Below are 12338 nucleotides of genomic sequence, written 5' to 3'. Positions count from 1 at the left end.
GCCTATGTCTCCTCAATAATCGCTGCGATATCTTTATCGTTCATTAACTGATACTTCTCCCCGTCAACCCCCCTTACTTCATACCCCGCTGCTCTACCAACATAGATGTGGTCACCTACTCTTGGTACACTCCCTTCCCAGTCTTCAAAGGCGTTACCACCAAAAGCAATAAGTGTGGCCTCTACCTGCATCATCTGCTGCTTGTCCCGTAATGTAGCAGGAATAAATATCCCACCAGATGATTTCTCGTCGACGGTATCAAGCTTAACAAGTATCTTAAATTCTACCGGGTGCAATCCACTTTTATTCATTTACCTTCCTCTCTTCCTCGAAGTTCATGTCCAATATTAAATCAATTCCGTATATGATACCAACAATTTTAGCTGTCGCCTCACTGGTACCTTCTCCATTTTTAAGGGTTCCGCCGTTTATAAGATCAAACACCAGCCCCCCTCTCACCGCCCGCAACTCCCTGAACACCCTCTGTGTTACTGGGTGTGCCCTCCACTCTCGGTACTCTTGCATCTTCCGTCCTCATCGCTTGTGTTTTAGCGCCCAAGTCATCTATGAACGCTTTATAACTTGCTAATTGTACACCCTCTTCCTCAGCTTCTGCTTTAGCAATATAACTAATAGCTCTTGCCCGCAGGTCTTCTATTTCTGCAAAGAGCTTCATACGTTCTAAATTAGCATTCTGCACCTCCAATCCAAATTTATCTCGTTCCAATTTAAGTTTTTCCATCTCTGGATCCGGTTGTTCTGGCGGTCTTGCATCCGGCGGCAATAACATCTCCGGTGGTGCCTTTATTGCTTTAAGATATTGTGCTGTAATCCGGTCCTCGTCTAAGCCTTTACGCCCGGATATCTTCATTAAAGCTTCGGCTTTCCCAACCCGTTGAGCCTCCAATGTAAATAGCGGATCCGCCGAAGGCACAATATCACAACTTTTAATATCAAAATCTGATTTATTAACGTCCTCATCAAGAACGTCAACGTAGTGTTTTTCATTAAGAAACTTAGCATTAAGCTTATATATAAGCTTTAATTCTTCTGTAAATGATCGATAGATCCTTTTATATATCCCACTGAAAACTTTTAGTCCCTGCTCTATCAACGCTGTAACTGTCGCTGCCGAAACATTCTCCCCTGGTTTCTCTCCGGACATAGCTTCCTGGACAGACGATATGTCCCGACCAGCGGAAATTAAGAGCCCTAACAAAGAGAATAATACCTGAGACGGCTCACGTATAGGCAAAGGCACAATGCCGGATTTTAAGTCAGCCGCCATAATGTCAGTCTGTTTCCATTCGCCGGGTGCAAACCGCACTTCACCCTTTGTTAATCGAAGGCCCCTGCCAAGAAACCCGCCGCCGGTATTGGCAAGGGTACCCCCGTCCAGTAGTTGATTTATCGTAGTATTAATTGAGCTATTTATAGGATACAAAAGTGTCCCGAATCCAATATCATAAAATTCCCCAGCCGGATTAGGGATGAACGGATACTTTACAAAGTACTGAATAGGATTGATCCGAACGAGTTTGCCCGCTTTTAGTACAAGACTATCGGCATCGTACCGAGCCACAATCCTCATAATCTGACTGGAGTCTTTATGCACTGTTACGATATACGGCTCTTCGTAACCGTCATCATCCAAATCAAGCCACCTATGCTGCTCAATAAATAAATGGGGCGCGTCCTCATCGTTGTCTTCACTCGGTGCATCCCCTAATTCTTGTTCTAACCACAAACCTGCGGCAGCCATTTCGACTGCATAATTATTATATTTATAAAATTTATGTGAGGCACGTCTGGCCTCTTTTAGACTTTTAGCTTTGGCGTTTACAACCACATCTGCATAAGACAGGAACTCTGTCGCTACATGGCCCAATAGGCTGTCGTAATACACTTTACGGAAGCATGTGCCAACAATTGGTAGGACATGAAGCAGACGATCAGTATCGTCCATCCAGCCCCCAATCTCTTCTGTCAACTGGTAGTCCATGTACCGCCCGACCCGCCGTGCCCGTTCTTCTTTTAACCCCTGATCATCATTGCCTATAATCTTGGCGTTGACGATTGTCTCATCGGGGACAAGCTCCGGGAATGCCCGGCTTGCGAATTGAATAGCTGCTACGGTAATAAGCGGGTATTTTACATTGGCTGCATTAGGCCAGGGAAAGCTCTTCTTTTCATATGTTTGATTGGCCAGGTCCATGGCCTCTTTGTTTATCTTATCTGTATCCGCCCGGGACTCGAGGTCTATCTCATACCCAGTAATAACATCCTGCCCTATCTTAGCGAGGGCTTCTTTCTCCATACCGATTGCGATATTGTTACTGGAGATAAACTGTTCGATTTTTTTAGTATCCATTTAACTCCTATCTGGAAATGCGAAATAGCTTGTCCCCGGTCGTCATTGCCTACAATCATGGCGTTAACGATAGTCTCGTCAGGGGCAAGCTTCGCGACTTGCGAATTAAATAAACTGTTCGATTTTTTTAATTCCTATATGGAAGTGTTAATACTCCTGCAATAGTTTTCGAGCTGCCCTTCAACAAAACTACGGATGGCACCGAGATTCGCATCAAATATTGTTTCAAACCTGATGTCGCCCACTTCACGCATATCGACTATCGATTCATTGTATTTTATATTAATGCATTTTTTATTAGAATCATGGCTAATCGTAAATGCATTTGCTGGTCCGATAACCTTAATACCCACCTATGACGCTCCTTCCTTGTGTGCCGATCGCACCGTGTTTATCTTGCGTATCCCTCTCGTACCATAACGTATCGAGTAACGTCAAGCGATATAAATTTTCCATCATATGATCGTCTTTATCCATCGGCTTTTGTGTTTCTTTATCCCACATATACCCCTCGATCTCGAATATGGTCCGGATCAGGTCATCGAATATGTACAGAGACGGTTGCTTATTAGGGCCACATAAGTGCTCCTTAATCAGCAATATGCCAGATGATTTATCTTTTGAGGCCGTCTCCAACGGGTAACCGTGCGCTCCTAATGCCATCTGTACTTTCTCATATACCGTCGATTGGTTATTACTGTCCCCTTTTGAAAGTGGGTCTATAATAATCCGGTTGACCCGGTATGTGCTCATATTGCAGCACCGGACTATCTCCTCGCCCACCCATGTCCCGTCACCGTAGTCCCATATCTCATTAATAAGATACTTTAAGCCATTAGGAGCCACTGCCATGAAAAGCACAGCTTGCTTCTCCCGTGGATGAATGTCTATTGCAATATCTACAACCCAGTCCAGTGGTACCTGAAATCTCTCGACCAAATGCGTACGCCTGTCATATTTCGGATATACCAACCCACTCATATACGACGGTACGCCTTTTAGCCGGGCGTCTTTCTCCTCGTCCGTAAGCGTTTTAGCAAACTGATTAACACCCTCCTGGGTGATCCCAAACCCCACATTAACTGAGATATCACCATGGGCGTTAAATACCGACATATCCGGCCGACCGTTCTCATCCACCGCCTTAATTATCTCCCGATCTACCCAGGGCTCCTTAAGCAACGTCATGCAAAATAACTCACGACCCTTCCGGTCTATCAGGCCGCGGGCGTTAGCCACACGGATGTCCCTCTTGGGCGGCTCATCATAAATAACCAAGTCACCAGACCAGCCTTCATGCAGCTCAGACTCCTGCAAGTTTGACATTATCTCAAGAGTGCTCCCTGTTATGAGATCCGTCCAGAAAGAATCGACTCCGTTATTATTTTTTTTCTTTTTGACATCCCTTATGCCGGGCCACCACTTCTCAAGCTCAGGTACAAGCACAGCTTTAATCTGCTTCTCCCAGTCCTGCCCGATGTAGCGCACCTTCCGCGGTTTTTTGTGCGGAAATATAATAGGCTCTTTATTCCATGGCCAGAATCCCATAAGTGTACTTATAGCTATCACAGTACCTATCGTTGTTTTCCCGATCCGATTCGCCCCCGTAAATGTAAAGACCTTGAGGGACTGGTCCCCCCAGGCCGACAGTAACTTCTCTTGTACAGGATTCGGCTTGGTAAAAAATTCTATAAGATTAGATTCCTTGTAGGAAACCATCTTCGTCAGTAACTCAGCTTCCTGCACCTCGAGGTCTTTAAGTTGGTCTTTAAGTATATTCTTGTTCATAACTCCTCATAATAGTCCGGAGGGGGCGTCTCCCTGAACCGAACAAACTTTATAGTTTCTTTACCTTCCAAAATAGCTTTTGCTATCCGATGCCGCCCGTCCATAACGTACCCTTCATCGTCCAGAATAATCGGACAATCTAAATCAGCGTCAAGTACACTTTTTATGTGCCCTATCCAATTTCGGAAGCTTTTTATATCAGGATGCAAATCAAAAATGTTTAAGTGTTCTAAGGGCATCTCTTGTACCGGTAGCTCCGATGCTAAAGAGATAAGGTTCTTAATAACGTACCGCTGGTCCTTATACTCAAAACGTTGCTTGTGTATGTCTGTAGCTGATTCTACAGTTATCATTCTTCCTCCAGTTCGCTGTACGTGGTAGCTATGAAGCCTATAAGTTCACTTAGTGTAGGGAATATATACACACCATCTAAGGCCGCCTGGCTAAATTCGTTACTTTCCTTTAACTCTACGCTATAGCCATTAACTACGCGTTTTATAATTAACTCGTTCATGGTCTCCTGTAGCGCTACAAGGCGCTTTTAGAAATTTTCGTTATCCGGTCGGGCTATATAAGTATATACGAAGGGGGGGAGAGGGGTCAGTGGGCCCCTGTAGCGCCTTCCCGCTACCCTAAGTGGGGCTACAGGTCCTTGAGCGCTTCCTCAAGCTGCCGCCTTCCCGCTACCCTAAGTAGGGCTACAGGTCCTTGAGCGCTTCCTCAAGCTGCCGCCTTTGCTGCTGTATCTCCTCGAGGCTGCTGGCCATGTCAACGTACGCCACGTTACTGGTTGACAATCCCTTCTCTAATCGAGTCATATTAGCCACTTGCGACAGGGCGTACGCTGTATTATTGAGGCTCGCTTTCTTCCTTTTTTCACTGTCGGCGAGATCACAAACCAGAGTAGCTTCTACACTCTCTAAAATACCGGCCTTCTTCTCCTGGTAAGCCTGTAGTTCCGAGGCTGGTAGCAGTATCTTATTAAACCGCTTTAGCGCCCGGTGTACCGACTGTCGCGTGCATCCAAACTGCCTGGCTATCTGGCTGTCTGTCAGGCCGTTGCTGTGCCTTAGCTGCAACGCCTTCGCTACGTCAAATTTAATTGGTGCTTTCGTTATATTTCCCATATCCACAAGATAGCGGCTCAAAGGCCCTACGTCAACCACCCTCCTGCAATTTAACCCCGGGTATTTTATAACACATTGTAATCATTAACAATACCTAACACCACATACCCTTTACCCAGGCCTTGAGGGTGGTCCATAACCTACTGTAATTCTTACCCTTCTTCTCTATTACTACCCTTATACCCTTTATATATATATATTAATAGTGTATAGGTGTAGTATAGTGTATATATACATATATACATACCGTGTACTAAGGGTGTATATATAAGCGACCGGATTGTTACGGGTATCGGGGTGCTTTTTCATAACATACTGATATCATTGAATACCCCTGCCACCCTTAACTTTTTCACGTGGGTGGCGCTATCTTTTTATGTTATCATTACAATGTGTTATAAAGCACCCTTAGTAAATGTACTATCATTTCAATATGTTACTCGGGCCCCCGTCGCTAAAATGCCCCAGGCGTCCATATGACGCACCGCTATTTTCCCCTTGTCAGTATATTAGTAACCCCCCGGACATCGTCTCAGTGGCCACATGGGGCCCCCTCTCAGCACTCCCGAGGAGCCCCGTCTCACAATACACTATTGTACCAAATAACAACCTGATACACAAAGCGTATATAACTATATGTATATATACATAAAAAATACTGTATCAAGATAGCGGCAAGCGTAGCCGCTATCTTGATACAGATAGCCGCTACGCTTGCCGCTTGTAGCCGCTACAGGCGGGGCTTTCTTATAATATCATACTGGCATCATATATGCATACTATATAATATAGAAGCGAATGATATACATATTAAAAAGGGGGACATCATGAAACAAACAGTGAGTTTAGTGGAATTTAGAGACGCATTTAGAGATGCAGGCAGGGGCGATCAGTTTTCATATGACGGGCTGAAGGCGCTGTATGATTTTTTGGGTGAGGACTACGAACTTGACGTGATAGCTCTATGCTGCGCTTACTCTGAATATGACGACGTGGAAGAATACGCAGACGCTTACGGGCTACCTTATGACACGTGCCCGCATTGTGGCGACAGCATGGACGTGCATGAGTCTAACACATGTCCTGAGTGCGAGCAGTCAACTATAGATGAAGATGCTATCATGGAACAAATAAACAACGATACGGTACATATACCAGTAGCCAATGACAGTTTTATAATAATGCAATATTAAAAGGGGGGGGAACATCATGGAATATCAGATACGTGACGTAAAGGGGCCTTGGCGGGAAGTAACAGGCAAACCAATAATATTAAAGGGGTTTGAGGACTACGCTTTTTTCTATAGGAAACATAACGGTTCTTTCATAATCAGTGAGGTAACGACTGGCAAATATATTGACAGTGCGTACACGCTGAAAGACGCCCGAAAGAGTGTTACAGAGCGGCTTACTCTTCATAGAGATCAGTTTATTAAATTAGTAGAGGAGGCGTAAAAATGACACGAGCAGAGCAAACAATAACTACGCACATAGGCAACATGAACGGTGCTACTAACCCGGCTATAGCTCACATGGCGACAAATTATGCAGTTATAACCTGCAAGCATGTGTTTAAAAAATGGACCCGGACAAATAGAAACTACCCAGGACATTATATTCTTAAATAGAGAGGAGACAACATGGACACGATAATAATTGACGGAGCGGTTATCACAGGGTATGTTGACGAAACAGAAAATGGTAGTCTAACAATCAATGATGATTATATAATATTTCCCGACAGAGAAGCTGCCGGGCAAGCGGCAAGGGACTATTGGGAAGATATGGCCCGTAATGACCCGGAGGAGCTGACCTGCATGGTAGGTAAAGAAACATTGGTAGCATGGGCGCTGAATCAATACGCCGGTCCTGGAGAGACGCAAGTTAGAAATCTGGAAGAATGGCTGGACCTCTGGCTTGACGTACCTGAGGAACATTTTGCACGCTATGACGGAATAGAATTAGGTAATATTCGAATGAATAAAAAATTCGGCTTTGATACTATATACGCCGTTGCTTACAGAATTGAGTAAAGGGGGGCACCATGATAAAAATTACAGATCCGAACGATAGGGCGGCGCTTAAAGTGGCGCTATCTATCACAAGCAAGAAAGTTGTGGAAATAACACCTGGCTGCGTTATGGTCAGGTGTCAAAGCGCGGCGGTAACAGTAAAATATGAGCACAACATCCCGTCAGGGCGCTTTACCTATAAGGACTATTTTTTGTCCCCATGCGAGGTTGACCGACCGTGGCCCGAGGTCATACCTGGTCCAGATGTCGGGTATATCGGGCACGTGCCTGCCGGTCCGGCATGGCAAATGCAAATGGCCATTGCTGAGTTAACGGGACACGTGCTTAGTACGGGGCACCTGAAGGCAGTCAGCATATTGTACAAGGGGCAGGATGTTACTGTGGCTTGCGACCGTAATGTAATGTTTCTTAATATAGAGAACATTACACTGGTAACGACTATACGTGGACCAGTGACGAGGGTACTGATATCCGGCATGCCAGTTGAGTTGCATCAGGCACTTAAGGGTGTAGCGTCGGAGAGGGGCACGTCGGTAAACAAGCTTATTTTAGAAGCTATAAAAAAAGAGGTGGCATAATGAAACAAACAGTGAGTTTAGGAGACTTTAGAGACGCGTTTCAAAAAATGGGTAGGGGCGATAACTTTTCGTATGAAGGACTGGAAGCCCTGTATGATTTTCTGGAAGAATGCGAAGGCGAGGACTACGAACTGGACGTGATAGCGTTATGCTGCGCTTACTCTGAATACGGGGACGTGGAAGCATATGCGGACGTTTACGGACTGCCATATGACATCTGTCCTCACTGTAATGAAGCCCTACCAGACGTTGGGTATAAATGTCCAGAATGCGGCAGACGTACCATAATCCGCGAGGTAGTCTTGGAATATATCGGAAATCGTACGATATTTATCCCGGTAGCCGAAGACGGCTTTATAATAATAGACCTCTAACAGGGGGGGCAGGATATGGAATTAAAAGACAGGATCTTAAAAGATATATCCGGACTTACAATGGGAAGACATATCCTTCTATATGGGGCACGATACCTGGTACACAAGGGGCAAGATACCTACGATTTAAAAGTTGGTCATAATGAGTACAACAGGATACCTGAACAGAAACTTATATACTGGATCACTCAGTATGAGAAGGCTAAGGAGCGTAAAAATAATGAATACGGTATGTAACACGAATTATTTTTTTAATAACAGTAGCGATGCAATTCTGTTCGGTGAACAAGCGACACGGCAGGATTGTGCTAATCTTAAGAAGGCGATTCTAATTTTTCAGGCACAGTATACCAGGTTAAAAAGATATGAAACAACTTTTAAGAAACGTATGCAGATAGCCACCTGGGCGCAGCTATGCCGGGAAGCATTAGAGACCGCAAATAACAAGGTCGGGTTAAAAGTATAAGAACAATGATATCGAGATAATTATTATCGGGCCCGCATAACCGTGCGGGCCATAAATAATACTTGACAGCGGCATTAATAGCCTGTATGTTAGTATCAACATTAATTAAAGGGGGTGAAAAAAAATGGAAACGGAATCAACGGCAGTAAGGGGGCTTCCTCTGGATACAATAGCGAAATATCGAGTTATGGCAGCCATGATAGTGGCAGAGACAGGCAAGCCCGTGAGTATGAACTCACTATACGTTCAAGCGTTGGAAGAATTCTTGCGGAAGTACAAGGGGGACACATGAAAAATATTTATTTAGTTACCTGCCCTAAATGCGGCAAAGAGAGACAAGCAGAGTATCCGGAGTATTACAGGATAAAGACAAAAAGGTCCCCCGGAATTTGTAAAGCCTGTAGGGAACCCGCCTATACGGAAGGGGACTTATATATCACATGTCCCGATTGCGGGATCCCGCGGCGTGTAACCCGACGAAACTATATGACATTTATGACCGGGAAGTCATCGGGCAGGTGTCGGTCATGTGCCACAAAGTCAATGCCGCATAAAAGCATAAAAAAAGTTACAAGTATAGAATGCTGTGGATGTATACTGACCGTTTCGAAGGGGGCGCATATTAACAACAGCGAACGGTGCGAAAAAATCGATACATGTAAGCACCGTTCAGAATGCTTGAAGGCGTTATTTAATCTAAATTGGAGTGGGTTTACAGCAGATTGTAAAGGCTTTGAAGTTAAAGCCAGTAGAGACCCGCTGGACCAAATTAAAATGGACATTTAACTAAGGGGAAAAAATGAATAAAATTACGGTGATAGTTTTGACAAAAGCACAAGAAGCAATCGCAGACATCCTGGCACTTGATAACCAGGATGCAGAGTTACCGACGGCGCCACCCGCACCTGAGTTACCGCCGGCACCTGAGTTACACGCACCTGAGTTACCGCCGGCACCACCTGCACCTGAGTTACCGCCGGCGCCACCCGCACCTGAATTACCGAGCCAGGAATTGGACTCGGAAGGGCTACCGTGGGACAAGCGTATCCATAGCGGCGGGAGAACATTCCTTGCTAAGGACGGTACGTGGAAGCTGGCACGGGGGATTGATTCCCTTCTGGTAGCACAGGTGAAAACAGAATTAAGGCAGGCCCAGGGCGGTGTACCAGAAGTCCCTCCGGTGCCCCCCGTCTCCCACCGGCACCTTGACACAAACGCACTAACATGGGCGCAGTTGATAGAGAGAATTGCGGAAGAGGGGTTACGGCCGGGGGACGTGATAGCGGCATGTAACAGGTTTAACGTCGCGAACATCGGCGCGCTACAGGATACTCCCGTTCTTGTGCCTTTAGTCGCAAAGGAATTGGGCTTGGTATGAAATTTAGAGCATCAGAAATGCCCCGAGTGGTAGCGTGTCTTGGGGCAAAAAAAATACAGCGGATGTATCCTAATACAAGTGGGTACGCTGCGTCAGAGGGGACCGTCGCGCATAAAATCGCAGCGGGGGTTCTGGGTGGTGCGGAAATTTTGAGCTATCTCGGACAGAGTATTGATAACATTTATATCAATCAAGAGATGCTCCATCACATCCAACTTTATATAGATGACTGTCAGGGCGGGGGTGACGTAGAAAAAAGCTTGCAGCTTGATCACGAGGGGCACACCTTGACGGGCACCCCAGACTATAGCTGCTTTGATGCGGATACCGGTACCCTGAAAGTCAAAGATCTCAAATATGGCTACGGTTGGGTTGAGGTATTTGAGAACTGGCAGCTATTAGCATATGCGGCACTGTTGTATCATCCTGGGGTACATACGGCTATTGAATTAACAATCATTCAACCACGGGCGTTTCATCCGGAGGGGCCTGTGCGTAGGTGGACTTTTAATGCCGATTTAATGCGTAACTACACCAACCGGCTTATGTGCGCTATGGATGATGCGGCTATAGATGACCCGGTTACTAAAACAGGCGCCCATTGTAGGTATTGCCGGGGGCTGGTTGGCTGTCACGCTGCCCGCGGCGCCGCTGGGTATGCTATTGATTACGCATGTACAGCGGCGCATGCATGCCTGACTCCCGAGATGATAGCATTAGAGCTGGATATCACAGAGCGGGCGGTTAAAATGCTTACACAAAGACAGACGGCACTTGAGGAGTCTGCGATTGCTATGTGTAAGACGGGTAAGGTTATTCCCGGATGGGAAGCCCATAGTGTTATGGGGTCGCTTGCATGGGATGTAGATCCGATAGCCGTCGGAGACGCTATGGGTACAGATTTACGGGCGCCTGCTAAGGCGATTACTCCGACGCAGGCAAAAAATCGTAAGTTACTTCCCGCCGACACCATTAAATCACTTGCTTCCCGTAGTCCGGGGGGCGTTAAACTTAAACGGGTAGACCATACCCGTGCAAAAAGGATATTATCATGAATAAACATGAAGACCCTATGAATAGAAAACAACTGCCAGATAAGGAAACTATTATGAATGGGAGACGAGAGACGGGTGAGATAGGAAAGCAAATTAACCGATTGCAAGATCACGTTTCCGACTTGGGTATGGGGATAGGCGAAATGAGCGATGCTCTGGTTGCCGTTTGTCTACCTGACGGTGCCCCATGTACGAAAGAGAACGGCGCTACTGAACCAAACGGTTCACCGCTGGTTGTTTCACTTCAACGTCTTGATGACAGGATTAATAGTCTTGTACAACAGGTAGTAAACATTAATGAACGACTTGAACTGTAATGATCGCACTACTTACGGAAGATAGCCTGATACTGTATGACCCTTGCGTCATAGAAAATGATAGATTCAGGCGTGCGACCTATGACGACATGGGTACAAAAGAGCTCCATCTTTCGATTGGGACTTTTAAAGCTGGATGTATGGCGATATGCGTCAATGCTAACACTATATTTAAAATATAAGGAAATCATATTATGACAGAACAAAATTATATGTTTGTAACTGGACGGCTGGTTCAGGGGGACGTGTTCACCCCGCAGATAAAGAACATGAATGGGGGGCCACTTACAGACCTCAAAGGCAACCCTAAAGTCCAATATTTTATTGCCGTGGCCGTTGAAAAAACGGACGCAGCTATGATGCAGACTTTTGAGCAAATAAAACAGGTAGCCATAGCGGGGTTCCCGGGCGGCGAGACACAACGGCCGGATTTTGCCTGGAAAGTAATTGACGGGGATGATCTGAAACACGCCGGCAAGACAGGCTTTGCCGGGTGTATGGTGTTCCGATTTACATCCGGCTTCCCAGTTAAAGCATATACTAAAGGTGCCGCAAGTCAGATTGTTGATCCGAATCAGATCAAGCGGGGGTATTATGTCCGTGTGGCTTTTACCGCTGTAGCAAACAATAATGCCACAAAACCCGGGGTCTACCTTAATACGTCGCTGGTGGAACTGGTGGGTTACGGGGACGAGATTGCGTCCGGGCCGGACGCAACCGCCGTACTGGGTGCGGCGGGGGCAGTGGCCATGCCTGCCGGTGCGAGTGCTACTCCGGTAGCGAGTGGCCCCCCGATGACACCGGCGCCCATACCGACACCGGCGCCCATACCGACACCGGCGCCCATACCG

General features: G+C 46.2%; 15 protein-coding genes. 8 read left to right on the top strand and 7 right to left on the bottom strand.

What is annotated here, in order from left to right:
* Window positions 1-2: 2 nt before the first annotated feature.
* From J7K40_09375 to J7K40_09345, 7 genes are all read right to left on the bottom strand, one after another.
* The gene (locus tag J7K40_09375; GenBank protein ID MCD6162607.1) at window positions 3-311 is read right to left on the bottom strand and encodes a hypothetical protein; all 309 of its coding nucleotides are present in this window, start codon (window positions 309-311) and stop codon (window positions 3-5) included.
* Window positions 304-444, bottom strand: coding sequence for a hypothetical protein (locus J7K40_09370; GenBank protein ID MCD6162606.1), 141 nt, complete (start codon window positions 442-444; stop codon window positions 304-306). The genes J7K40_09375 and J7K40_09370 overlap by 8 nt, the downstream gene beginning before the upstream one ends.
* Window positions 437-2371, bottom strand: coding sequence for a hypothetical protein (locus J7K40_09365; protein MCD6162605.1), 1935 nt, complete (start codon window positions 2369-2371; stop codon window positions 437-439). Before J7K40_09365 ends, J7K40_09370 begins: the two co-directional genes overlap by 8 nt.
* 134 nt (window positions 2372-2505) lie before the next feature.
* On the bottom strand, window positions 2506-2724 hold the full coding sequence (locus J7K40_09360; protein MCD6162604.1) for a hypothetical protein: 219 nt from the start codon (window positions 2722-2724) through the stop codon (window positions 2506-2508).
* On the bottom strand, window positions 2714-4159 hold the full coding sequence (locus tag J7K40_09355; protein MCD6162603.1) for a hypothetical protein: 1446 nt from the start codon (window positions 4157-4159) through the stop codon (window positions 2714-2716). The genes J7K40_09360 and J7K40_09355 overlap by 11 nt, the downstream gene beginning before the upstream one ends.
* Entirely contained in the window at window positions 4156-4512 is a 357-nt protein-coding gene (locus tag J7K40_09350) for a hypothetical protein (protein MCD6162602.1), read from the bottom strand. The genes J7K40_09355 and J7K40_09350 overlap by 4 nt, the downstream gene beginning before the upstream one ends.
* Before the next feature lie 345 nt (window positions 4513-4857).
* Complete coding sequence (locus J7K40_09345; GenBank protein MCD6162601.1) at window positions 4858-5286, bottom strand: helix-turn-helix domain-containing protein; 429 nt, start codon at window positions 5284-5286, stop codon at window positions 4858-4860.
* 827 nt (window positions 5287-6113) lie between these two features.
* Here J7K40_09345 and J7K40_09340 point away from each other — a divergent pair.
* The 8 genes from J7K40_09340 to J7K40_09305 all read left to right on the top strand — a co-directional run.
* The gene (locus J7K40_09340; GenBank protein ID MCD6162600.1) at window positions 6114-6479 is read left to right on the top strand and encodes a hypothetical protein; all 366 of its coding nucleotides are present in this window, start codon (window positions 6114-6116) and stop codon (window positions 6477-6479) included.
* Window positions 6480-6926: 447 nt separating this feature from the next.
* Window positions 6927-7319 (top strand): hypothetical protein, encoded by a 393-nt coding sequence (locus tag J7K40_09335; GenBank protein MCD6162599.1) that lies wholly within the window; start codon window positions 6927-6929, stop codon window positions 7317-7319.
* Window positions 7320-7330: 11 nt separating this feature from the next.
* On the top strand, window positions 7331-7897 hold the full coding sequence (locus tag J7K40_09330; protein MCD6162598.1) for a hypothetical protein: 567 nt from the start codon (window positions 7331-7333) through the stop codon (window positions 7895-7897).
* Entirely contained in the window at window positions 7897-8271 is a 375-nt protein-coding gene (locus J7K40_09325; GenBank protein ID MCD6162597.1) for a hypothetical protein, read from the top strand. Before J7K40_09330 ends, J7K40_09325 begins: the two co-directional genes overlap by 1 nt.
* Window positions 8272-8286: 15 nt before the next feature.
* Complete coding sequence (locus tag J7K40_09320) at window positions 8287-8508, top strand: hypothetical protein (GenBank protein ID MCD6162596.1); 222 nt, start codon at window positions 8287-8289, stop codon at window positions 8506-8508.
* 1603 nt (window positions 8509-10111) lie between these two features.
* Entirely contained in the window at window positions 10112-11170 is a 1059-nt protein-coding gene (locus J7K40_09315) for a DUF2800 domain-containing protein (GenBank protein ID MCD6162595.1), read from the top strand.
* A 53-nt stretch (window positions 11171-11223) separates the two neighbouring features.
* Entirely contained in the window at window positions 11224-11487 is a 264-nt protein-coding gene (locus J7K40_09310; GenBank protein MCD6162594.1) for a hypothetical protein, read from the top strand.
* Window positions 11488-11681: 194 nt separating this feature from the next.
* On the top strand, window positions 11682-12338 hold a 657-nt coding region (locus J7K40_09305), incomplete at its 3' end, for a DUF2815 family protein (protein ID MCD6162593.1).

This window comes from Candidatus Zixiibacteriota bacterium, from assembly GCA_021159005.1.
Taxonomy (GTDB): domain Bacteria; phylum Zixibacteria; class MSB-5A5; order UBA10806; family 4484-95; genus JAGGSN01.
Note: the sequence above shows the minus strand (reverse complement) of the source record. Positions and strands in the feature narration are given on the sequence as shown.

Excerpts from the sequence above, each read along its gene's own strand:
- J7K40_09320 (MCD6162596.1), top strand. The coding sequence starts at position 8,287 with ATGGAATTAAAAGACAGGATCTTAAAAGATATATCCGGACTTACAATG.
- J7K40_09315 (MCD6162595.1), top strand. The coding sequence starts at position 10,112 with ATGAAATTTAGAGCATCAGAAATGCCCCGAGTGGTAGCGTGTCTTGGG.
- J7K40_09330 (MCD6162598.1), top strand. The coding sequence starts at position 7,331 with ATGATAAAAATTACAGATCCGAACGATAGGGCGGCGCTTAAAGTGGCG.
- J7K40_09365 (MCD6162605.1), bottom strand. The coding sequence starts at position 2,371 with ATGGATACTAAAAAAATCGAACAGTTTATCTCCAGTAACAATATCGCA.
- J7K40_09325 (MCD6162597.1), top strand. The coding sequence starts at position 7,897 with ATGAAACAAACAGTGAGTTTAGGAGACTTTAGAGACGCGTTTCAAAAA.
- J7K40_09340 (MCD6162600.1), top strand. The coding sequence starts at position 6,114 with ATGAAACAAACAGTGAGTTTAGTGGAATTTAGAGACGCATTTAGAGAT.
- J7K40_09355 (MCD6162603.1), bottom strand. The coding sequence starts at position 4,159 with ATGAACAAGAATATACTTAAAGACCAACTTAAAGACCTCGAGGTGCAG.
- J7K40_09375 (MCD6162607.1), bottom strand. The coding sequence starts at position 311 with ATGAATAAAAGTGGATTGCACCCGGTAGAATTTAAGATACTTGTTAAG.
- J7K40_09345 (MCD6162601.1), bottom strand. The coding sequence starts at position 5,286 with ATGGGAAATATAACGAAAGCACCAATTAAATTTGACGTAGCGAAGGCG.
- J7K40_09350 (MCD6162602.1), bottom strand. The coding sequence starts at position 4,512 with ATGATAACTGTAGAATCAGCTACAGACATACACAAGCAACGTTTTGAG.
- J7K40_09335 (MCD6162599.1), top strand. The coding sequence starts at position 6,927 with ATGGACACGATAATAATTGACGGAGCGGTTATCACAGGGTATGTTGAC.
- J7K40_09310 (MCD6162594.1), top strand. The coding sequence starts at position 11,224 with ATGAATGGGAGACGAGAGACGGGTGAGATAGGAAAGCAAATTAACCGA.